7 protein-coding genes are annotated in these 24,719 nt (G+C 71.4%); all 7 read right to left on the bottom strand.

Annotated elements, in window-relative coordinates:
* Nucleotides 1-224: 224 nt before the first annotated feature.
* Genes VFK57_06385 through VFK57_06355 form a run of 7 tightly spaced genes read right to left on the bottom strand, consistent with a single transcriptional unit; the run spans nt 225 to nt 24,465 of the window.
* On the bottom strand, nt 225-4,844 hold the full coding sequence (locus VFK57_06385; protein ID HET7695318.1) for an amino acid adenylation domain-containing protein: 4,620 nt from the start codon (nt 4,842-4,844) through the stop codon (nt 225-227).
* Nucleotides 4,841-6,688: a non-ribosomal peptide synthetase gene (locus tag VFK57_06380; protein ID HET7695317.1), complete on the bottom strand. Its 1,848-nt coding sequence runs from the start codon at nt 6,686-6,688 to the stop codon at nt 4,841-4,843. Before VFK57_06380 ends, VFK57_06385 begins: the two co-directional genes overlap by 4 nt.
* Nucleotides 6,685-7,416 (bottom strand): aspartate/glutamate racemase family protein, encoded by a 732-nt coding sequence (locus VFK57_06375; protein HET7695316.1) that lies wholly within the window; start codon nt 7,414-7,416, stop codon nt 6,685-6,687. Before VFK57_06375 ends, VFK57_06380 begins: the two co-directional genes overlap by 4 nt.
* Nucleotides 7,413-13,337: an amino acid adenylation domain-containing protein gene (locus VFK57_06370; protein HET7695315.1), complete on the bottom strand. Its 5,925-nt coding sequence runs from the start codon at nt 13,335-13,337 to the stop codon at nt 7,413-7,415. Before VFK57_06370 ends, VFK57_06375 begins: the two co-directional genes overlap by 4 nt.
* Nucleotides 13,338-21,176: an amino acid adenylation domain-containing protein gene (locus VFK57_06365; protein HET7695314.1), complete on the bottom strand. Its 7,839-nt coding sequence runs from the start codon at nt 21,174-21,176 to the stop codon at nt 13,338-13,340.
* Complete coding sequence (locus tag VFK57_06360) at nt 21,173-23,014, bottom strand: non-ribosomal peptide synthetase (protein ID HET7695313.1); 1,842 nt, start codon at nt 23,012-23,014, stop codon at nt 21,173-21,175. Before VFK57_06360 ends, VFK57_06365 begins: the two co-directional genes overlap by 4 nt.
* Nucleotides 23,011-24,465: a condensation domain-containing protein gene (locus VFK57_06355; protein HET7695312.1), complete on the bottom strand. Its 1,455-nt coding sequence runs from the start codon at nt 24,463-24,465 to the stop codon at nt 23,011-23,013. The genes VFK57_06360 and VFK57_06355 overlap by 4 nt, the downstream gene beginning before the upstream one ends.
* Nucleotides 24,466-24,719 lie beyond the last annotated feature (254 nt).

The following is a 24,719-nucleotide window of genomic DNA, read 5'->3' as shown; positions in this document are numbered from 1 at the left end:
GCGGGTTCTCTTCAGCAAGAATCCAACCCCCGGGCATCCTGGCCAGACTCCGTCGTAAGTCTTTACAGGCCATGACTTTCGGTGGGCTGCCGAAAAAATGGTCCGTCGTTGGGGGAACAAAACTCTTCCTGGGAGGTGAATTTAGTCTCCCTCCCGGAATCTGGCCTGCGAACCTACGCTGAATCAGCGACTTGCGCCCCGGCGACCCGGTTGGCCGGCGGTCGCTAGGCGGGTGGGCCGGCGGAGGCGGCGCCCGCGTCCTGCTCGAGCATCTTCTCGAGAAGCGCGTCCGCGAGCCCGGCGATGGTCGGGTGTTCGAACAGGCTGCGGACCCCGACCTCGACGCCGAACGTCTCGCGCAGCCGCGCGATCACCCGGGTGGCCATGAGCGAGTGCCCGCCCGCATCGAAGAAGTTGTCGTGGATCCCGACCTTCTGGATTCCGAGCACCGACCGCCAGATCTCCGCGACGGCCTCTTCCAGCTCGTTGCGCGGGTCGACGTGCGCGGCGGCCCCGTCCGCCGCGACTGCCTCCGGAGGCGGCAGGGCACGGCGATCCACTTTCCCGTTCGCCGTGAGCGGGAGTTCCGGCAACAGGACCACGGCCGAGGGCACCATGTAGTCCGGCAGCCGATCGCGCAGGTAGTTGCGCAGCTCGGAGGGGAGCTCCCGATCGTCCGATCGCGCCACCGGGACGTTCGCGAGCCCGGTCAAATCGCCGTGAGCCGGAGGCGCGGGAAATTCCGGCGCGCTCTTCGCGGCCCCGCGGGCGCGGAACAGCACGTCCATCGACCCGTCCGCATGCCCCGCGGCCCAGCTGATCTCGGCTTCGCATCCGAGATCCGCGGCGAGCGCCCAGATATCTTCAGGGTCGACGCCCGGATCGCCGTCGACGCGGAGGCCGGCTGCCATCGCGCCCGCGTCCGCCGCGGTCAGCCGTCGCTGCGCGGCGAGATGGGACTGCAGGCGTGCGTTGGGCACGCGTCGCACCGCCAACGGCAGCTCTCCGGCGCGCAGCTGCGCTTCGATCCGCCCGAACGTCAGGTCGTCCGCGCTCCAGTCCCGCCATTCGAACGGGCCGTCCACGGCGGCCGCGCCGCCCACCTGCAGGAGCGCGTCGAAGCGGAATTCCGACAGCTCGTGGCGATGCCGTCCGCGCTTGGGCTCGATCCGGACGTGCGCGATATCCGGGTGGCGCGCGCGCAGCGCCGCGAAGAACACCGGCGAGAGACAGAGCTCCTGCTCGCGCGCGACCTGGTAATCGACTCGCTGGCGCAGTGCGCCGGCGGTCAGATCCGGCCCCGCCTGGTGCAGCTGCACCGCGGTGTGGAAGGTGCGGAGCAGACCGAGGTGCCGCACGTCCCCGAGCATGAGCGTGCCGCCCGGCGACAGCGCGCGGATGGCGCCGTCGATCACGCGAAGCAGATAGTCGGCGTCCGGGAAATACTGGATCGTCGAATTGATCAGGACGAAGTCGAACGTCCCGGGCTCGATGCCGGTGAAGTCGTGCGCCACCCGCTGCTCGAGCGTGACGCGCCCGGCCAGGTCGTCCGGCAGGTTGCTGCGGACGAAATCCACCGCGACCGACGAGAAGTCGGTCGCCGTGTAATGCTCGCAGTGCGGCGCGATCGCGAACAGCAGCAGCCCCGTGCCGCAGCCGATCTCCAGCACCCGCTTCGGCGACCGCGCGAGCACGCGTGCCACCGTGCCGTCGACCTGCTCGCGCATCGCGTCGGCGCCGAGCGGCTGACGGGTGTAGCTGCTCATCCACCCCGAGATGTTGAACGTCGGGTTCTCGGCTGCGCCCGTCTCGGCGACGACCCCCTCGTAGATCACGTCGTCGTAGACACTCCGCCAGTCGGCGATGCGCTGATCGGACCAGTCGTCGCCGCGGGCGCCGGTCCCGGGCACGACGTAGGCGACCAGGCGCCTCTCCCCCGGCGTATCCTCCCGCGCCAGGACGACGGCGCGGCGCACGGACGGATGGCGCTCGATCACCGTCTCGATCTCTCCCGGCTCGATGCGGAACCCGCGAATCTTCACCTGGTCGTCGACGCGTCCGAGGAACTCGATCGCGCCGTCTTCACGCCACCGCACCACGTCGCCGGTGCGATAGAGACGATCGCCGCGTCCTCCGCCGAAGGGGGACGGGACGAATTTCTCGGCGGTCAACCCCGGCCGCCCGAGATAGCCGCGCGCCAGGCCGTCGCCGCCGATGAACAGCTCGCCGGGGACGCCGATCGGGACCGGCGCCATGCGCCGGTCCAGCACGTAAAGCGTCGTGTTGGCGAGGGCGGCGCCGATCGGAACCGTGCTCGCCCGGTCCGGCACGTTCACGACTTCGTGCCAGGTCGCGAACGTCGTCGTTTCCGTCGGTCCGTAGACGTGGAGTAAGCGCGCCGGCGCCCCATCGCGCAGCACGCGCCGCACGGCGCCGGGATCGACGGCCTCGCCGCCGAACAGGAGCGTGCGCAGCGGCGCGAAGATGTCCGGCACCTCGCTCGACAGCTGGTTGAACAGCGCGGTCGTCAGGAACAGCGTCGTGATGCCGCGCGCGCGGATCTCTCGTGCCAGCGCGTGGGCCGACAGCGCAACGTCCCGGCTGACGCCGACCAGCGTCGCGCCATGCAGCAGCGCTCCCCAGATCTCGAACGTCGCGGCGTCGAAGGCGCTGTTCGATGCCTGCGCGATGCGATCGCAAGGCTCGATCGCGATGTAGTCCGTATTGCAGACCAGACGGGCGATGGCGCGATGCGTCACCGCCGCTCCCTTCGGCGTGCCCGTGGATCCGGACGTGTAGATCACATATGCGAGCCGATCGCCGCCTGCCGCCGCGCCCGGATTGGTGGCGAGCGCCGCCGCGATCGTCGACCGATCCGCGTCGAGCCGGACCGCCCTCACGCCGGGCTGCGATCCGAGCTGATCGAGCAGAGCGTCGGTGGTGACGACGACGGTGACGCCCGCATCGCGCACCATCCAGGCGAGGCGTTCGGCCGGATACGTCAGGTCGAGCGGCACGTAGGCGCCGCCGGCCTTGAGCACCGCGAGCATCGCGACGATCGCCTCGGGCGATCGCTCGAGCAGGATCCCGACCCGCGCCTCCGGCGCGACCCCCTGCGCCCGCAAGCAGTGCGCGAGCTGATTTGCGCGGCGGTTCAGTTCCTCGTAGGTCAGCGTGTCGTCGCCGTAGACGACGGCCTGGGCCGTCGGAGTCCGGTGCGCCTGCGCCTCGAAGAGCGCCGCAATGCTCTCGCTTTCCGGGAACGGCCTCGCCGTGGCATTCCAGCCGACGACCACGCGCGAGTGCTCCTCGTCATCCATCAGCGGCAGATCCGCGACCGGCCGATCGAGATCCGCGGTCATGCCTTCGAGCAGCCGGCAGTAGTGGCGCTGCAGGCGCTGGATCGACGCCTCGTCGAACAGATCCGTCGCATAGACGAACTGCATCGCGAACGCGTGCGGCATGTCGCGGACGTAGATCTCCAGATCGAGGCGCGTGGTGACCACCGGCGTCTCGTAGGGCAGCAGCGCCAGCGCCGGCAGGTCGAGCGACCACGCCGGCATGTTCTGCACGGCGAGCATCACCTGGAAGAGTGGATTGCGGCTCAGATCGCGCTGCGGCTGCAGTTCCTCGACGACGCGATCGAACGGCAGGTCCTGGTGCGCGTAGGCCGCCAGGGCGACCTCCTTGGCGCGCCGCAGCAGCTCGCGTCCGGTCGGACGGCCGGCCAGGCTGACCCGCATCACCAGGCTGTTGACGAAGAAGCCGATCAGGTTCTCGAGCTCCGCGCGGGTGCGGTTGGCGATCGGCGATCCGACGACGATGTCCCGCTGGCCGCTGTATCTCGAGAGCAGCGCGCTGAACGACGCCAGCATCGTCATGAACAGCGTGACGCCTTCGCGCTGGCTGACGGCGCGGAGCCGGTCCGCCAGGTCACGGGGCAGCGTGATCACCGACATCGCGCCGCGAAGGCTCTGGGCCGGCGGCCGCGGGCGATCCGCCGGCATGTCGAGCGCCGGGGCATCGGCGAGCTGCTGCTTCCAGTAGGTCAGCTGCGCCTCGGCGACCGGGCCGGCCAGACGTTCGCGCTGCCAGGCCGCGAAGTCGGCGTATTGCACCAACGGATCGGGCAGCGGCGACGGCTGCCCGGCCGCGAACGCCGAATACAGCACGCCCAGCTCGTGGCGGAACAGCCCCAGCGACCACCCGTCGGCGACGATGTGGTGCAGGACGAACAGCAGGACGTGGTCCTCGGCGTTCAGCCGGTACAGAACCGGCCGGAGCAGCGGGCCGGTTCCGAGATCGAAGGGGCGAAGGCATTCCTGATCGACCAGGCGGCGCAGCTCCGCTTCGGCGTCCGCCGGGTCGGCCGACGACAGATCCACCGTCCGCAGCCTGACCGCCGCGCCTGCCGCCGCCGGCTGCACGACCACCTCGCTGCCCTCGAGGTGCAGCGTTGTCCGGAGCGTCTCGTGACGGCGCACGATCTCGGCGATGGTGCGCTCGAGCGCGCCGACGTCGAGCACGCCGCGCAGCCGCACGGCGCCGCGCAGGTTGTACGCCGGATTGTCCGGCTCGAGCTGGTGCACCATCCAGAGGCGCTGCTGGGCGAACGACGCCGGCAGGGCGCCGGCGCGATCGCGCCGCGGAATCGAGTCGGCGCCCCCCGCGGGCCCGGCCGGGTGGGCGAAGAGCGCCAGCAGCTCGGACTTGTGCGCCGCCAGCGCCGCCCGCAGCTCCTCGGTCAGCGCGCCCTGCGGCGCGCGGATCCGGAGGCGATCGCCGTCCGCGGCGATCTCGATCTGGGCCGCGCGCAGGCGATCCAGCAAATCAAGCAACGTCATAGTTCGACTTCCTGCACTCCAGCGCCCGCCGGCGACGCGGCCGTGGCGGTGCCGCGCGCCCATCGCACCGCCTCCAGGTACCGCGCGAGGCCTGCGACGGACGGCTCGTCGAAGATCACACGGATCGGCAGATCGATCCCGCTCAGCGCGCGAGCCCGCGCGACCAGCTGTGTCGCCAGCAGGGAATGACCGCCCAGTTCGAAGAAGCTCTCGTTGATGCCCACCGCCGGGACGCGCAGGACGTCGGCGAAGAGAGCGGCCAGCTGCGTCTCGAGCGGCGTGCGCGGTCCCTCGACGGCCGCGGGACGCGCCTCCGACGCCGGCGCCGGCAGGCGGCCGCGATCCAGCTTGCCGCTGTCGGTGCGCGGCAGCTCGTCGAGCATGACCCACGCGGTGGGCACCATGCTGGACGGCAGGTCGCGGGACATCCCGTCCATCAGGTCGCGCACCGTCACGCCGGCGGCGGCGACGACGTAGGCGCAGAGGAACTTGGTGCCGGATCCGTCCTCGCGATCGACGACCGCCACGTCGCGGACGCCTTCGTACCCGCGCAGCGCGTTCTCGACCGCACCGAGCTCGACCCGCTCGCCGCGAATCTTGACCTGATGATCGCGGCGTCCGCGCAGTTCGAAGTTGCCGTCTTCGAGTACGCGCCCGAGATCGCCGGTGCGATACACGAGATCCCCGGCGCGCGCGCTGAACGGGTTCTGCACGAAGACGGCGCGGGTGAGGTCCTCGCGGCCGTAATATCCGAGGCTGCGGTAGGGCGTGCGGATGTAGATCTCTCCGACCGCGCCCCGCGCGCACGGCCTGCCGGCGTCATCCACCACGATGGCGCTGGCCCCCTCCATTGGCACGCCGATCGGGATCGACGGCTTGTGCCGATCCGCCGGCTGCACCATGTAGAAGAACTTGGTCATGGTGGTCTCCGACGGCCCGTAGAGATTGACCAGCTGAATGCGGCTGCCGAAGAGATCGCACCAGCGTTCGACGTCCACCGGCAGCAGCGGCTCGCCCGACAGCAGCACGTGCCGCAGCGCCGGGAACGACGTGGGCCGGAGCGGCTGCGCGAGAATCGTGCGGAACAGCGACGGCACGCAGTGCACCAGATTGACGCGGGCCTCGTCGAGGAAGCGGGCCAGCGCGGCGCCGTCGAGGCGGACGTCCGGACTCTCGGGTGCGCAGACGGTGCCGCCGGCGCACAGCGGCGTGAAGATGTCGCGCAGGAACGCGTCGAACGAAGGGGAGATCAGCTGGCTGACGCGCACGCCGCGCTGCAGACCGAAGGTGGCGATCTCCCAGCGGATGAAGTGGTCGACTGCCTTCAGCCGGCCGACGATCCCCTTCGGCTGCCCGGTCGATCCGGACGTGAAGTAGACGTAGCACGGATCGTCCGGCGCCCAGACCGCCGGATCCGCCGCCGCATCGCCCGCGCCGGGCGTCACGCCCCGCACGTCGACCACGGCAGGCTCCACGCCGGCGGCGTGCGCCGCCGCCGCGGCCAGCGGCGCGAACCGCGGCTCGACGGCGAACCAGGCCGCGCCGATCTCCGCGATCAGCGTCTGCAGACGCCGCTCGGTGATTCGCGGATCGAGCGGCACGAACATCGCGCCGGCGCGCAGCACACCGAGAATCGCGGCCGCCGTCATCGCCACGTCGTCGGCGAGGACGATGACGGGCGCCCGCGGCGGAAGGCCGCGCGAGCGCAGCGCCGCGGCGATCGCGGCGGCGCGCGCCTGGAGCGCCGCATAGGTGATCCGCTCGGCGCCGCGCTCGATCGCAACGCTGTCAGGCGATTCCGCGGCCGTCCGCGCGAACCACTCGTGAACCGGCTGCCAGCTCATCGCCGGCCTCCGGCAACGGCCGACGACGCCAGCAGCGCCTCGAGGTCGCGGGCGATGATGAACAGCGGGTCGATGCAGCCGCCGCCGTGCTGGCGAACGTGGCGCTTGGCGAAGAAGTGCATCTCGGTGCAGCCGGCGATGAAGCTCGTGACGCCGTAGGCGGGCAGCAGCGCGGCAAGCGCCGGCGCAATCGCGTCGATCGAGCCGTTCACCTTCAACTCGTAAATCAGTTCGTGGACCCTCGTCTGGTCGCGGTCGGAGAGCAGCGCCACACGATCGCGGATCTCCGCCCACCGCGGGTGCCGCTCGAACAGCCCGAGACGGCGCGTGCCGGTGGTGCAGAGGAGCAGGTGCTTCTCGCCGCTCGCGGTCACCGCGTCGGCGATCACGTCGATCAGCGAAACCACCTGGCCGCGCAGATCCGAGGGGACCCGCGGCAGCACGTGATGCATGGTCACGCAGCAAATCACCGTGCGCGCCACGCCCGCGCCGCGGACCTGCTCCAGCGCCGAGATCAACTGACGCGTAATCGGCTCTTCCTCGCCGGCGAGGAAGGCGGACGTCCGGTCGGGAAAGCTGGGATCCGAGTACAGGAGCACGCGCGGCGCGTCCTGCTCGCGCGCCCCGATCCCCTCCTCGTAAATGGTCTTCAGGAACTCGGCAGAGACGAGCGGACCGAGCCCGCCGATCACGCCGAGCCACGCGCCCCGCGGTTCGAGTGTCGTCATTCGAGCGTGTCGTTGAAGGCGCCGATCAGGGCGGCCATCTCCGACTCCTCCATCACCGCCAGCTCGCTGACCCGCGCGCCCGGGTCGCGCAGCGCGGCCTCGAGCACGCGCTGGAACTCCCCCGCCAGCCGCTGGATGCTGCCGGCGTCGAACAGATCCGGGTTGTAGGTAAACACGGTCCAGAGGCCCTCGGCGGTCTGGTTGATGAACAGCGTCAGGTCGAACTTCGACGCCTGGTGTCCCGTGGCCACGCTCTGCACGCCGAGCCCCGGCATCGTCAGGCGCGCGTCGCGAAGGTCGAAGACGTTGAAGAACACCTGGAACAGCGGATTGCGGCTGCGATCTCTCGGAACCTGCAGCGCCTCCACCACCTTTTCGAACGGGACGTCCTGGTGCATGTAGGCGCCCAGCGCCGTCTGCCGGACGCGCCTGAGCACCTCGCGGAACGTCGGATCGCCGGACAGGTCGACGCGCAGCACCACGGTGTTGACGAAGAAGCCGATCAGGTCTTCGATCTCGCGCTGCGATCGGCCGGCAATCGCGGAACCCACCGCCAGATCGGGCTGGCCGGTGCGCTTGTGCAGCAGCGTGGCAAACGCCGCCAGCATGGTCATGAAGAACGTCGTCCCTTCGCGCTGGCCGAGAGCGAGCGCCGCCGCGGCGAGCGGCGCCGGCACGAGCAGGGATTCGACGGCGCCGCGCGACGTCTGCACGGCGGGCCTCGGCCGATCCGCCGGCAGATCGAGCGGCGGCACCCCGGCGAGGCTGCGCGACCAGTAGTCGAGCGACGGCTGCAGCGTGCCGGCGTCGAGATGGCGGCGCTGCCAGACGGCGAAATCGGCGTACTGCAGGGCCGGCGGCGGCAGGGGCGACGGCTGGCCCGATCGGAAGGCGTCGTAGATGGCCGCGAGCTCCCGCATCAGCACGCCGGCGGACGAACCATCGAAGACGACGTGATGGGCGTTGAGGATCAGCAGACAGTCCTCGGCCTCGATCTGTACCAGCGTCGCCCGGAACAGCGGCCCGGCCGCGAGGTCGAACGGCTCCTGAGCGTGCCGGCGGGAAATCTCGGACGCCGCCTGCTCGCGGCGATCCGCGGGCAGGTCGCCGAGGTCGATCAGCTCGGCGCGCCACTCACCCGGCGGATGAATGCGCTGCCGAGGCTCCCCGTCGACCACGGCGAATGTGGTGCGGAGGATCTCGTGCCGGCCGACGATCTCCTGCAGCGCGCGCCGCAGAGCGTCGACGTTCACCGCGCCGTGCAGACGGAACGCGCCCGGCATGTTGTAGGCGGCGTTGCCGGGGTCCAGCTGATCGACGAGCCACAGCCGCTCCTGCGCGAACGACAGCGGCAGCGCGCGGTCGCGGGGCACCGCAGTGAGCGGCAGGCGCACCGGAGCGGCGGCGCCGCCGCTCCCGGCCGCCTCGATCGCTGCGGCGAGCCCGGCGATGGTCGGCGTCTCGAACAGGGCGCGCAGCGGAAGCTCGACCTGGAAGACCTCACGGATGCGCGAGACGAACTGTGTCGCGATCAGCGAATGGCCGCCGGTCTCGAAGAAGTTGTCGTGGACGCTCACCTGCGCGACGTTGAGAATGCTTCGCCAGATCTCCGCCAGTCCCTCTTCGATCGGACTGCGCGGCGCGACGAACGGCGTCTCGACGTCGGGCCGGCTTTGATCCGGGGCGGGCAGCGCGCGCCGATCGACCTTGCCGTTGACGGTCAACGGCATCGCCTCGAGCACGACGAACGCGGCCGGAACCATGTACTCGGGCAGCCGTTCGGTCAGGTAGCTGCGCAACTGCGGTCCGAGCGCCCGCGCCGCGGTGCCGCTGCCCGGATCGCTCGTGAAGGCGGTGAGCGCGCCTTCGGCCGCCGGCGCGGGAAACTCGACACGCGCCGCAGGAACGGCTGTGCGGCGGCGGATCATCACGTCGAACGATCCGTCCGCGCGCGACGACGCCCAGCTCAAATCCACGGTGTACGGGACATCGTCCGCGAGACGCCACAGGTCTTCGGGATCCACCGCTCCGCCCGCCGCGGCCGCGGCCTGCCGCAGCTCGCCGCTGCGCTCCGGCGCATCCGCCGATCCCAGGAGGCGGATAGCCTCGACCGCGGTCGCGAGGCGCGCGTTGGGCACCCCGAGGAATGCGATCGCATCCGCTCCCGGCTCGCGGAGCATCGCCTGCAGCCGCGCCAGCGTCATGCTCTCGCCGCGCCAGTCGCGCCACGCGACATCCGGCGATCCGGCCGGGGCTCCGCCGAATTCGACGATGGCGTCGTAACGGAATTCGTTCAGCTCCTGCCAGCGGCGTCCGCGCTTGGGTTGGATGTGCACGGCGGTGATCGCCGGCGATTGCGCGCGCAGCGCGGCGAAGAACGCAGGGGCGATCAGCAGCTCCTGCTCCTGGGCGATGTGTTGCGCGATCCGCTGCCGCAGCCGATCCACCGGCAGATCGTCAGGCGCCTGGAACAGCTGCACGGCGGTGTGATACGCCTCGAGCAGCGCATGGTTGCGCAGGTCCCCGAGGTAGAGGATCCCGCCCGGCGCGAGCACCCGGGCCGCACCGTCGATCACCCGCAGGAGGTATTCCGCGCTCGGGAAGTACTGCACGACCGAGTTGAGGAGGACGACGTCGAACGAGCCGGGCGCCATGCCGCTGAAGTCGTCGGCGACGCGCGGCAGCAGCGTCACGCGCTCGCGCAGCGCCGGCGGCAGCCGGTCACGCAGATAGCTGATGGCGACCTCGGAGAAGTCGGTCGCGCAGTACTGCTCGCATGCCGGCGCCAGGCGGAACAGCAGCATCCCGGTGCCGGCGCCGATCTCGAGAATCCGCCGCGGCCGCCGCTCGAGCACGCGCGCCACCGTCTGGTCGACCTGCTCCTGCATCGCCGCCGCGTCGATCGGCAGGCCGGTGTAGGTGCTCAGCCAGCCGGCGGTATTCAGCGTCGGATCCTCCTCCTCGCCGGCGGCGACGACCTCGTCGTACAAAACGGTGTCGTACACCTTCCGCCACTGCGCGACGCGCTCGGCTTCGTAGCGCTCGTCGACGGCTCCGCCGGGCGCGGCGCTGTCCTCGCGGCGCGGCACGACGTACGCCACGAGGCGCCGATCGCCGGGCGCGTCCTCGCGCACGATGACGACCGCATGCCCCACCGCGGGATGCTGCTCGAGCGCCGAGGCGATCTCCCCCGGCTCGATGCGGAAACCGCGGATCTTCACCTGCTCGTCGAGGCGCCCGGCGAAATGAATGTTGCCGCCGGCGTCGTAACGCGCCAGGTCGCCGGTGCGATACAGGCGCGCGCCCGGCGTCGCGGAAAACGGATCCGGGACGAAGCGCTCGGCGGTGAGATCGGGACGGCCCTGGTAGCCGCGTGCCAGGCTCGCGCCGCCGACGTGCAACTCGCCGGTCACCCCGACCGGAACGGGAGCGCCGGCACGGTCGAGGATGTAGGCGGTGACGTTGTCCACCGGCCGGCCGATCGACGGCGCGCTGCCGTCCGCCCCCGCGTGCACCGGCCCGCAGGTGCTGACCACCGAATTCTCCGTCGGCCCGTAGTGGTTCACGAAGGCGAACGGCAGCGGCCGTTCCGGCGCCTGGGCCAGGCGATCGCCGCCGGTGAGCAGCGCGCGCAGCGCGAGTCCGGAAGGCGGCGCGACCTGCAGCGCCGCCTCAGCGAGCGGCGTCGGCAGGAAGCTGATGGTGATGCGGCTGGCGGCCAGCCACTGCCACAGCGCCGCGGGATCCAGCGTCGTCTCTTCGCTTGGAATATGGAGGCTGGCGCCGGAGGTCAGGTAGGGCCAGATCTCCCAGACGCTCGCGTCGAACCCGACGCCGGCGAGCTGCGTCGCGCGATCCGCCGGCGAGACGGCATAGACGCGGCAGTGCCAGTCGACGAGATTCAGCAGGCCGCGGTGCGGGATCTCCACTCCCTTGGGCTGCCCCGTCGAACCCGAGGTGTAGATCACGTACGCCAGGTGGTCGAGACCGGCGCGGCTCGCGACCGGACCGGCGTCGATGCGCTCGAGCGCGGCCCACTCGCCGTCGAGCGCCACCACGTCGGCGGTCGTCTCGGGCAGGCGGCCCGTCAGGCGCGGTTGCGTGAGCAGCACCGTGGCGCGGGTATCGGCCAGCGCGAACGCGACGCGGGCGGCGGGGACGGCGGGGTCGAGCGGCACGTACGCCGCGCCGGCCTTCAGCACCCCGAGCAGCGCCGCGACCATCTCCGCCGATCCGTCCATGAACACCGGGACGCGTGACTCGGGGCCGACGCCGCGTGTCTGCAGGAGACGCGCGACCTGGTTGGCGCGCGCATCGAGCTCGCCGTAGGTCAGGGTGAGCGTCCCGTCGGCGACGGCCGTCGCCGCCGGATGCCGGGCGGCGTGCGCCGCGACGCGCTCGTGCGCGAGCGGCTCGGCCGGCGCCCTGCCGGGCGTGGCGTTCCAGGCGACGACGATGGTCTGCCGCTCCGCCTCGTCCAGCATCTGCAGGCGCGCCACCGGCGCCGCGGGCTCGGCCGTCGCGGAGGCGAGCACGTTGCGGTAATGCCCCAGCAGCCGGCGGATCGTGGGCGCGTCGAACAGGTCGGCGTTGTAGATGCACCACAACCGCCACGCGCCGGGCTGCCCGATGACGTGCATCTCGAGATCGAAGCGGGTCGTCTGCACCGCGGCGCCGAAGCGCTCCAGGGTGAGTCCCGCGAGATCCAGCGCCTCGGCCGGCGCGTTCTGCATCGCGAACACGACCTGGAACACCGGGTTGGCGCCGAGATCGCGTTCCGGCGCGAGATCCTCGACGAGACGCTCGAACGGCAGATCCTGGTGCGCGAACGCGTCATGCGCCACCGCCGCCACGCGGCCGACGAGATCGCGGAAGCTGCAATCGCCGCTGACCGCGGTCCGCAGCGCCAGGCTGTTGACGAAGAACCCGATCAGCCCTTCGATCTCGCTGCGGGTGCGGTTGGCGATTGGCGAGCCGACGACGAGATCCGTCTGTCCGGTGTAGCGGTGCAGCAGCGCGTTGAACGCGGCGAACAGGGTCATGAACGGCGTGACCTGCAGCTCGCGGCTGAGCGCGTCCGCGGAGGCGCTGAGATCCGCGCCGAGGTCGAGCCATTCGGAAGCGCCGCGGAAGCTCTGTATCGCCGGGCGCGGGTGGTCGGTCGGAAGCTGCAGCCGCTCGACGGCGGAGAGCTGCCGCCGCCAGTAGGCGAGCTGCGCGTCGAGCGCCGTGCCGGCCAGGCGCTCCCGCTGCCACACCGCGAAATCGGCGTACTGCACCGGCAGCTCCGGCAGCGGCGACGGCCGGCCGGCGGCGAACGCCGGATACAGCGCGTTCAACTCGCGCGTCAGCACGCCGAGCGACCAGCCGTCGGCGGCGATGTGGTGGATCGTGAGCAGAAGCACGTGGTCGTCCGGCGCGAGGCGCAGCAGCCGCGCCCGCACCAGCGGACCGACGGCGAGATCGAACGGCAGGAGCGCTTCCTCGCGTGCGAGGCGATGGGCCTCGGCTTCGCGGGCGTCCGCGGCGCCGAAGGTCGTCAGATCGAGCGGATCGAGTGACAGCGCCAGCGACGGCGCGGCCACCTGCGACGGCTGTCCGGCCTCGACCGGAAAGGTCGTCCGGAGCACGTCGTGGCGGCGCACGATCTCGTTCAGCGTCCGCTCCAGCGCACCGGCGTTCAGCGTCCCTCGGAACCGCAGGGCCAGCGGCATGTTGTAGGCGGCGCTGCCCGGTTTCAGCTGGTCGAGAATCCACAGCCGCTGCTGCGCGAACGAGAGCGCAGCCGGGCCCGCGCCGCTGCGGCGCGGAATCGCCGCCGGGCGCGCCGCGGCGCCGCCGCGCAGCCGCTGCTCGAGCAGCGCCCGCTTCGCATCCGACAGGGGCGCGCGCGCACCCACGCGGGCAGTACCGTCCGACATCTATTTCGACTCCTGGGCGTTCGCCGCGGCGCCGCCGACGAGACGGGCCGCGTCCTCTTCGCTCATCGCGTCGATCTGCTCGGCCACGAGATCCTCGACCAGCGCGGCGATCTGCTCGACGGTGCGCGCCTCGAACATGCGGCGGAGCGGCAGCTCGATGGCAAAGGTGTCGCGCAGCCGCGACACGACCTGGGTCGCCAGCAGCGAGTGCCCGCCCAGCTCGAAGAAGTCATCTTCGACGCCGAACCCGTCGCGCCCGAGCACGTCCGCCCAGATGCCGGCGACCACACTCTCCACGCCGGTGCGCGGCGGGACGATCGCCGCGCGCGTCTCGGCCGGCGGCTCCTCATCGGGCAGCGCCCGCCGATCCAGCTTGCCGCTGGGACTCAACGGCAGCGCCGCCAGCCGCACGAACAGCGACGGCACCATGTAATCCGGCAGCCGTTCGCCGAGGTAGGCACGCAGCTCGCGCACCGGCACCGGCTCGCCGCCGCATTCGGCGATGTAGGCGACCAGCCGCGTATCCCCGGCCGTCCGCTCGCGCGCAATGACGGCCGCCTCCGCGATCGCCGGATGGCTGGTGAGCACGGCCTCGATCTCGCCGAGCTCGATGCGGAACCCGCGCACCTTCACCTGGTGATCCGTGCGCCCGGCGTAGTGCACCGATCCGTCGTCGAGATAGCGGGCCAGGTCGCCGGTGCGATACAGCCGCGCACCCGGGACGGTCGAGAACGGATCCGGGACGAAGCGCTCGGCCGTCAGCGCCGGACGGTTCCAGTAGCCGCGGCCCACCTGCACGCCGCCGAGATACAGCTCGCCGAGCACGCCCGGAGGCACCGGGCGGAGATTGCGGTCGACGACGTAGGTCTGCGTGTTGGCGACCGGACGTCCGATCGGCACGATCGAGCGCGCGTCGTCGCGCACGCACGCCCAGTAGGTCACGTCGACGGCCGCTTCGGTCGGCCCGTAGAGATTGTGCAGCTCGGCGTTCAGCGTGGCGAAGAACCGCTGCTGCAGATCGAAGGGCAGCGCTTCGCCGCTGCAGATCACGCGGCGCACGCCGCTGCACCGCGCGGCCGACGGCTCGTCGAGAAACGCGCGCAGCATCGACGGCACGAAGTGCAGCGTCGTCACGCCGGCGGACCGGATGATCTCCGCGAGGTAGGCGGGATCCTGGTGGCCGCCCGGCCGCGCGACGACCAGCGGCGCGCCGGTCATCAGCGGCCAGAAGAACTCCCAGACCGAGACGTCGAAGCTGAACGGGGTCTTCTGCAGCACGCGATCGGCCGGCGTCAGCCCGTACTGCTCCTGCATCCACAACAGGCGGTTGCAGATCCCGCGATGCGCGTTCATCGCCCCTTTGGGCGTGCCGGTCGAGCCCGAGGTGTAAATCATGTAGGCCAGATTGCCCGGCGTCACCGCAACGCGGAGCCGGTCGGCCGACTCCGCGGCGATCCGGGCGGCGTCGCCGTCCGTCGACAACAGCGGCGCGCCCACCAGCGGCACCCGATCGCGGACCTGCTCGTGGGTGACGATCACCGACGGACGCGCGTCGGCCGTCATGAACGCGAGCCGCTCCGCCGGATAGCCCGGATCCAGCGGCACGTACGCGGCGCCCGCCTTCAGCACGCCGACCAGCGCGACGACGAGGTCGAGCGAGCGTTCCATGCACACGCCGACCAGCGACTCCGGCCCCGCCCCGAGCGCGCGGAGACGGCGCGCCAGCTGGTTGGCGCGGCGATCGAGATCGGCGAAGGTCAGCCGCTCGCCGCCATACATGACGGCGACGGCGTCCGGCGTCCGATCGATCTGCGCCTCGATCAGCTCGTGCAGCAGCGCCGGCGCGTCGTAGCGGCGCGCGGTGTCGTTCCACTCCGTCACGATGCGCTGCTCGTCCTCGGCGGACAGCATCCGCAGATCCGCGACCGGCGCCGCCGGCGCAGCCGCGGCCGATTCCATCAGCCGCGCGAAGTGCGACGCGATCCGCTCGATCGTGCCGGCGTCGAACAGGTCCGAGCTGTAGATGTACACCGCGTCGAAGGCGCCGCCGCTCTCCCAGATGTGCAGCTCGAGATCGAAGCGCGACACCGTGCGGCGCGCGCGGACCGGGCTGATCGCGAGCGGCCCGAGGCGCAGATCGCCGAGCGGCAGGTTCTGCACGGCGAAGCTGACCTGGAACAGCGGGTTGCGCGTCAGATCGCGATCCGGCTGCAGCTCGTCGACCAGCTTCTCGAACGGCAGGTCCTGATGCGCGTAGGCGTCGAGCGCGGCGTGCCGGACGCGATCCACCAGCTGCTCGAAGGTGGGGTTCCCCGACAGATCGGTGCGCAGCACGAGAGTGTTCACGAAGAAGCCGAGGAGATCCTCGATCTCCTCGCGGTTCCGGTTGGCGATCGGCGATCCGACCGCGACGTCCTCCTGGCCCGAGTAGCGCGCGAGCAGGAGCTGGAAGCCGGCGAGGAACACCATGAACGGCGTCACGCCGCGCTCGCGGCACATGCGCTGCACCGCCGCCGCCAGTCCGGCCGGCAGACGCTCGATGTGCACCGCGCCCTTGTAGCTCGGCAGCGGCGGCCGCGGACGATCGGTCGGCATCTGCAGCGGCGTCAGGCCGGCCAGCTGCTCGCGCCAGTAGGCGAGATGGCCTTCGAGCGTGTCGCCCTGCAGCGTTTCGCGCTGCCAGGCGGCGAAATCGGCGTACTGAATCTGCAGCGGCGGCAGCGACGGCGTCTCGCCGCTGACGAAGCTGCCGTAGAGCGCGGTCAGCTCGCGGGCGAGCACGCCCAGCGACCACCCGTCGGCGACGATGTGATGGAACGTCAGCGCGAAGAGATGATCGTCGGGCGCGGCCTGGAACAGCCGCGCGCGGACCAGCGGACCGGCGGTCAGATCGAACGGCCGGTTCATCTCGTCCATCAGCAGCGACTCGCGCGCGTCCGCCGACAGGCCGCTGACATCGTCCAGCGGGAGCGGGATCGACAGCGCCGGCTGCACCAGCTGGTATGGCTCGCCGCCCGATTGATGGAACGTCGTCCGCAGCGTGTCGTGGCGGCGGATGATCTCGTTGACCGCGCGCTCGAGCGCGCCGCGATCGAGCGGCCCCTGGAGCCGGAGGGCAACCGGCGTGTGATACGCCGACCCCGATCCGAGCTGCTCGAGGAACCACAGCCGCTGCTGCGCGAACGACAACGGCGCCCGCGCGCCGCGAGGCCGAGGCACGATCGGCGCCGCCGCGGCGCCGCCGGCGTGCCGAACCGCTTCGACCATGCGCGCCAGCCCGGCGATGGTCGGCGCTTCGAAGAGCGCGCGCAGCGGCAGGTCGATGCCGAACATCGATCGCACCCGCGAGACGACCTGCGTCGCGAGCAGCGAGTGGCCGCCGGCCTCGAAGAAGTTGTCGTGGACGCTGGGACGCTCGATGCGCAGCACGTCGCACCAGATGTCTGCGAGCGCCTCCTCGACCGGGCTGCGCGGCGGCACCGCCACGCTCTGGCCGAGCGTGCGCAGCGTCTCGGGCCGCGGCAGGCGCCGGGCGTCGATCTTGCCGTTCGGGGTGAGCGGCAGCGCGTCGAGCTGCACGAACGCGGAGGGCATCATGTATTCCGGCAGCGTTTCCGCCAGGTGCTGCCGCAACTGCGGCACGACGCCGCGGGCCAACGTCCCGGCAACCGGTTCGTTCGCGAACGCGCCGAACGACGCCTCCTCGCGCTCCGCGTCCGCCTCGAATCCGACGGGCGCCTCCGCGGCGGCGCCGCGCGGCCGGATGAACGCGTCGAACGTGCCGTCCGACCGGCCTGCCAGCCAGCTCAATTCGACCTCGCAGCCGAGTTCCGGCCCGAGCGCCCAGAGATCTTCGGGATCGACCCCGCCGGCGGTGTTTCCCGCGCGCACGGTCTCGATCGACGCCGCATCGTCCGCCGCGGCGAGCCGTCGAACGGTCTCGACGTGCGCCGCGACGCGCGCGTTGGGGACGTTCCGCAGGAGGATCGCATCGCGCGATCCGCCAAGCATCTCGCGCAGCCGCTGGATCGTCAGCCCGCCGGCGTCCCAGTCCAGCGGCGAGACCGATGGCGGCGCGGCCGGACGTCCGCCGACTTCCAGCGTCGCGTCGTAGCGGAATTCCGTGAGCTCGTGGACGTGGCGGCCGCGCTTCGGCTGCACGCTGGCATGCGTGACGCCGGGAATGCGGCGGGCCGCGGCCGCGAAGAAGCGCGGCGAGACGAGCAGCTCCTGTTCCTGCGCGATGTGCTGCGCGATCCGCGCGCGCACCTGCCCGGCGGCGCTGTCGGGCGGCGCCTGGAAGACCTGGACCGCGGTGTGGAACGTCTCCATCAGCGCGTGGCTGCGGACGTCTCCCACGAACACCGCGCCGCCCGGCGCCAGCACGCGCACCGCCCCTTCGACGACGCGGAGCAGGTAATCCCAGCCGGGGAAGTACTGGACGACGGAATTCAGGATGACGGCGTCGAACGATCCCGGCTCGAGGCCGCTGAAGTCGTCGGCCATCCGCTGGCGCAGATCGACGCGTCCGCGCACGTCCTCGGGCAGCCGCGCCGCGACGTAATCGAGCGCGACCGCGGAGAAGTCCGTGGCGCAGTAGCGCTCGCAGTCCCGCACGAGGCGGAACAGCAGCAGGCCGGTGCCGCAGCCGATTTCGAGGATGCGGCGCGGCCGCCGCGCCGCGATCCGCGCCACCGTCTGTTCGACCTGCTCGCGCATCGCCTCCGCGGGAATCGGCTGCCCCGTGTAGGTGCTGTTCCATCCCGCGATGTTGAACGTCGGGTCCTCGTCGCCGCCGCGCGCGCCGCCGCGCACCTCGTCGTAGATGACGGTGTCGTAGACCTTCTGCCACTGCGCGACGCGATCGGCTTCGAGCGCGCTGCTGTTGGCGGCGCGCTCGACCGGCTGCGTGACGACGTAGGCGACCAGGCGGCGATCGCCCGGCTCGTCCTCGCGCGCGACGACGGCGGCGTTGCGCACGGCGGGATGGCGCCGCAGCGTGCTCTCGATCTCCCCCAGCTCGATGCGGAAGCCGCGAATCTTGACCTGCCCGTCGAGCCGGCCGATGAATGCCAGCCGTCCGTCAGGCAGCCAGCGCACGACGTCGCCGGTCTTGTACAGCCGTCCGCCCTGGCGGAACGGATCCGGAATGAAACGTTCGGCGGTCAGCTCCGGACGGCGCAGGTACCCGCGCGCCAGCCCGTCGCCGCCGATGTACAGCTCGCCGGGCACGCCGGGCGGCTGCGGATTCAGCGCCGCATCGAGCACGTAGACGCGGGTGTTGGCGATCGGACGTCCGATCGACACCGAGGGCGCATCCGCGGGAAGGTCGCGCGGAATCGGATAGCAACAGGTGAACGTCGTGCTCTCGGTCGGACCGTAGCCGTTGACGATGGTCGTCCCGGGAAGCGCGGCGAGGGCGCGGCGCACGTGATCGACGGAGAGCGCTTCGCCGCCGGTGAGCAGCTGCCGCACCGGGCGGAGGATCTCAGGCGACTCGTCGACGATCGCGTTGAACAGCGATGCCGTGAGCCACAGCGTCGTGACGCCTTCGCCGGCGAGGACCTGTCCGAGCTCGGCGGTCGTGGGGACGGCGCCGGGATAGAGCGCGCAGCGCCCGCCGTGCAGCAGGGCGCCCCAGATCTCGAGCGTCGACGCGTCGAATGCGACCGGCGCGAGCTGCAGGAACGTCTGGTCCGCCCCGAAGCGGATGTAGTCGACGCCGAACAACAGGCGCAGCACGCCGCGGTGCCGGACCTCGACGCCCTTGGGGACGCCGGTCGATCCGGAGGTGTAGGTGACGTAGGCGAGGTCGTCGGTCGTGGACGTCGAGGCGATCGCCGCGTCACTCTCCGCGGCGATCTCTGCCCAGTCCGCGTCCAGGCGCAGCACGCGCGTCGCCGGCGCCGCGTCGAGCGGCAGCCGCTCGATCAGGTGCGCCTGGGTCAGCAGCACTGGCGCGGCGATGTCGTTCAGCATCAGCGCGAGCCGCTCGCGCGGATAGGTGGACTCGAGCGGCACGTACGCCCCGCCGGCCTTGAGGATCGCCAGCAGGCCGACGACCATGTCGAGCGAGCGTTCGGCGGCGAGGCCGACCAGCACGTTGGGTCCGACACCCAGGCCGCGGAGCCGCCGGGCCAGTTGGTTCGCGCGGCGATCGAGCTCGCCGTAGGTGAGCGGCGCACCGCCGAACGAGACGGCGACGGCATCCGGCGTCGTCCGCGCCCGATCGGCGAACACCTCGTGGACGGTGCGGTCGCTCGGATACGGCGCGCTGGTGGCGTTCCACTCGTCGATCACCAGCCGGCGATCGTCGCTCGACGCCATCGGAATGGCGGAGATCGCGCGGTCCGCGCGCGCCACCACGGATTCGAGGATCCCTTCGTAGTGGCGGAGCATGCGCCGCACGGTCGCGGCCTCGAACAGATCCTCGCGGAACAGCAGCTCGACGGCCCACGTGCCGGCGCGCTCGCGGACGTACACCTCGAGGTCGAACCGCGTCGTGGTGACGTCCAGCTCGAAGGGCTCCACGTGCAGGTTGGTGAGCGCCGCCTCGGTGGCCGGCGCGTTCTGCACGGCGAAGATCACCTGGAACAGCGGGTTCTCGGCGAGACGGCGTTCCGGCTGCAGGTCCTCGACGACCTTCTCGAAGGGGACGTCCTGGTGCGCGAACGCGCCGAGCGCCACGTCGCGCACGCGGCCCAGCAATTCGACGAACGTCGGGTCGCCGGACACGTCCGTCCGCGTCACCAGCGCGTTGACGAAGAAGCCGATCAGCGGCTCGATCTCCGCGCGCGTCCGGTTGGCGATCGCGGAGCCGACGACGAGGTCGTGCTGGCCGGTATAGCGGTGCAGCAGCACGTTCCACGCCGCGAGCAGGATCATGAACGGCGTCGCCCCGTGGCGGCGGCCGAGCTCGCGAAGGCCCTCGCCGATCGCCGGCGACAGCTGCAGCCGCTCGCGTCCGCCGCGGAACCACGGCGCGTCGGTGCGCGGGCGATCGGTCGTGAGCTGCAGCGGCTCGAGACCCGCGAGCTGACGCCGCCAGTAGCCCAGCTGTTCGTCGAGACGCGCCCCCGACAGCCGCTCGCGCTGCCACACCGCGAAGTCGCCGTACTGGATCGGCAAGGCGGGCAGCTCCGGCGTGCGGCCGCTGACGATCGCCTCGTAGGAGGCGCCGATCTCGCGGGTGAACAGCGCCGCCGACCAGCCGTCCGAGATGATGTGATGCCCGGTGAAGAGCAGCACGTGATCGTCCGGCGCGAGTCGCAGCAGCATCGTCCGGATCAGCGGCGGCTCGGCCAGCGCGAACGGCTTCTCGGCCTCGTCGCGCGCGAAGCGGCGCACCGCCGCCTCCTGCTGCGCCGGTTCGACGTGCTGGAAATCGATCTGCCGCAGCGGGATGGTCAGCGCCGGGCGCACGACCTGCGCCGGCTCGCCGCCATCGGCGACGAACGCGGTGCGCAGCACGTCGTGGCGGCGGACGACTTCGTTGATGCTCTGCTCGAGCGCCGGCACGCTGAGCGCGCCGCGCAGGCGGATCGCCGCCGCGATGTTGTAGGCCGGGCTGGCGGGATCGAGCTGGTGCAGCAGCCAGAGCCGCTGTTGTGCGAACGACAGCGGATACCGTCCCGATCGCGGCGCCCGCGGGATTGCCGCGTCTCCCTCGGTCGTGCCGCCGCGCAGCAGCGCCAGGATGTCGGGCTTCAGCCGCGTCAGCTCGGCGCGCAGCTCCGCGGTGAGCGCCGCCTCGGATCCGCGGACGCGGAGCCGGTCGCCGTCGACGGCGACGTGGATACCGCTGGCGCGCAGGCGGGCGAGCAGATCGATGGCGCTCACAGCTCGAATTCCTTCGCCGGCGCCGCGGCGTCCGCGACCGGCGCGGCGGCGGCCCACTGCAGCATGTCGACGCGCTGCGCGATCCCCGCGACGGTCGGCGCCTCGAACAGGCTTCGCACCGGCAGGTCGACCTGGAACGCGGCGCGCACCCGCGAGATCAATTGCGTCGCCAGCAGCGAGTGGCCGCCCAGCTCGAAGAAGCTGTCGCGCACCCCCACGGCCGGCACGCCGAGGACTTCCGCGAACATCGCGCCCACCCGCCGTTCGAGATCGGTTCGCGGCGGCTCGGACACGGGGCGGTCGGCGGCGACGCGCGCAGTGGCGGGGAGCTGCGCGCGATCGATCTTCCCGGAGGTCGTGCGCGGCAGCCGGTCCATGCGGACGAACACACCGGGCACCATGCTCGGCGGCAGCTCGGCGGCGAGCCGCGCGCGGAGATCCGCGACATCGATCGTCTGCGGCGCGACGACGAACGCGCACAGGTATTTCGTCCCGGCCGCATCGTCGCGATCGATCACCGCGACGTCGCGCACGTCCGGACAGGTGCGCAGCACGTTCTCGATCGCGGCGAGCTCGATCCGCTCGCCGCGGATCTTCACCTGCTGGTCGCGGCGGCCGCGCAGCTCGAAGCTGCCGTCGGCGAGGACGCGGCCCAGGTCGCCGGTGCGATAGACGATGTCGGCGGGATCGCTGCCGAACGGGTTCTGCACGAACCGATCGCCGGCCGGCGCCTGGCCGAGATAGCCGAGCGAGCGATACGGCGTGCGGATGTAGATCTCGCCGACGAGTCCGCGCGGCACCGGCCGCCCGCGCCGATCGACCAGGATCGCGGTGGTCCCGGCCATCGGGCGGCCGATCGGCACCGAGGCCCGTGACTGGTCGGCCGGCTGCACGCGATGGAAGAACTTGACCATCGTCGTCTCCGACGGTCCGTAGAGATTCACGAGCTGGACGCGCGGGCCGAAGACGTCGAACCAGCGCTTCACGTCGGCCGGCAGCAGCGGCTCCCCGGAGAGCAGCACGTGGGTGAGCGCGGCGAACTGTTCGGGCCGCAGCGGCTCGTTGAGCAGCGTGCGGAACAGCGACGGCACGCAGTGCACCAGATTGATGCGCGCCGCATCGAGCCAGGCGGCGAGCCGGGGCGCGTCGAGCTTCAGGTCCGGCGACTCAGGGACGCAGACCGTTCCTCCGGCGCACAGCGGCACGAACACGTCGCGGAGGAATGCGTCGAACGACGGCGTGATCAACTGGCTGACGCGAAGCCCGTCGCCGAAGCGGAACGCGTCGATCTCCCACCGGATGAACTGATCGATCGCCTTGAGGCGGCCGAGAATCCCTTTGGGGCGGCCCGTCGATCCGGACGTGAAGTACACGTAGCAGGCGTCGTCCGGATCGCGCGCCAGGTCGAACGGGGCGGCGCTCCCCGTCAGGCGATCGACGGCGGTGACGACGCGATCGGGGCCGGCAATGGCGGCGGCCAGAGACGCGGCATCGCCCGAGGTGACGAAGTACTTCGCGTCCACTTCGCCGACGAGCGTGTCGAGATGGCGGCGCGGCGAGCGCGGGTCGAGCGGTACGAAGATGCCTCCCGCGCGCAGCACGCCGAGGATCGCGACGATCGCGTCGGCCGACGTGCCGGTCAGCACGACGACCATGCCGTGGCGCGGCAGGCCGGCGGCCCGCAGCGCGTTGGCCAGGGTCCAGGCGCGCCGATCGAGCTCCGCGTAGGTCACGCGCTCGCCGCCCTGCTCGATCGCGACGCTGTCGCCGCGCCGGCCGGCGACGTCGCCGACCCACGCGTGGACCGGCCGGAAGATCGCGCGCTCGGTCACGATCATGCGAGCGCCACGTTGAAAGCCGCAATCTCGCCGAGCTGCTCGACGTCGCTGACCAGCGGCAGCGCCGACAGCCGGCAGGCCGGATCGGCGGCAATCGCCTCGAGCAGCAGGGCGTACCGCTGCAGCATTTGATCGATGGTCGCGGCGTCGAACAGGTCCGCCGCGTAGACCATGCGCAGCAGGAGATCGTCCGGACGCTCGATTGCGTAGAGGGTCAGATCGAACTTCGCCCCTTCCTCCTCGGCGTCGATCATCTGGACGGAGAGGCCGCGCAGCGCATGCGGGGCGGCGGCGAGGCTGACCATGTTGAAGAACACCTGGACGAGCGGGGCGCGCGTCAGATCGCGCTCGAGCTGCATCGTGTCGACGACCTTGTCGAACGGCACTTCCGCGCGCTGGTAGGCGTTCAGCGCCGTCTCGCGCACGCGGCCCAGCAGCTCGAGAAACGACGGGTCGCCCGACAGGTCCGTCCGCAGCGCCAGCGTATTCACGAAGCAGCCGATGAGCGGTTCGGTCGCCGGATTCGAGCGCCCCGCGACGGGCGAGCCGACGATCACGTCTTCCTGATCGGAGTAGCGCGCCAGCAGCGTCTTGAACGCCGCGAGCAGGACCATGAACAGCGAGCCGCGGCCGCGCTGGCCGACCGCGCGCAGCGCGCGCACCTGCGCGAGACTCAGCGTGCGCCAGGCGATCGCTCCGCGGTGGCTCGTGTGCGCCGGACGCAGGCGGTCGGCCGGCAGATCGAGAATCGGACTTCCCGCGAGGCGCGACGTCCAGTACTGAAGCTGTTCGCCGACGGCCGGCGTGTCCACGTGCCGCGCTTCCCACGCCGCGAACTCACTGAAGGCCATCGGCAGCGCCGGCAACGACGGCGGCACGCCGGCGGCGAAGGCGTCGTAACCCGCGGCGATTTCCCGCAGGAGCACGCCGACCGACACGCCGTCGCACACGAGATGATGCGCGGTCACGAGCAGCACGTGATCGTCCGCGGCCAACTGCAGGAGGCGCATCCGCACGATCGGCCCGTTGACGATGTCGATCGGCACGCGGATCTCGTCGCGGCACACACGCCGCACGGCCTCTTCACGGGCGCTCGGATCCGCCGTGGTCATGTCTTCGATGGCGAGCGGGACCGGCCGCGGCGGCGCCACCTGCGCCACCGGCCGATCGTCGACCAGGGGGAACGTCGTCCGAAGCGCGTCGTGGCGCGCCACGATCTCGCCCAGCGCGCGCGCGAGCGCCGCCCGATCCAGCGATCCGCGGATCCGGATCGCGACCGGGACCAGGTACGCACACGTGCCCGGGGACAGCTGCTCGGCGAACCAGATGCGCCGTTGCCCGAACGACAGCGTCCACGGGCGGTCGGCGGCCGGCGCGGAGACACGGACGCCGGCGGCCGCGCGCTCCGAGAGCAGGCGGGCGAGCAGGGTTCGCTTCGCTTCAGACGGCAAGCCAGACGACAACTTGGATGCTCTCCTGACGTGGACTCAATTGGGTGCGGGGGGGGCATTCCAAGATGCGGGCCAGTCTCGGGGGGCGGAACGGCCGTAAACTCTCGAAAAATCGAGTGTTCAGGCTCGAAAGGGACAAATGTCTCCCGGATGGATGACTTTAGTCTACCTTCCGGATTGGGGAAAAAGCCGGGCCGGCGCACCGTGCGGCGTGCCGGCCCTGGGGGAGCCGAGTCGACTTCTTCGGTGCGTCC

It is taken from the genome of Vicinamibacterales bacterium, from assembly GCA_035699745.1.
Lineage (GTDB): Bacteria > Acidobacteriota > Vicinamibacteria > Vicinamibacterales > 2-12-FULL-66-21 > JAICSD01.
Note: the sequence above shows the minus strand (reverse complement) of the source record. Positions and strands in the feature narration are given on the sequence as shown.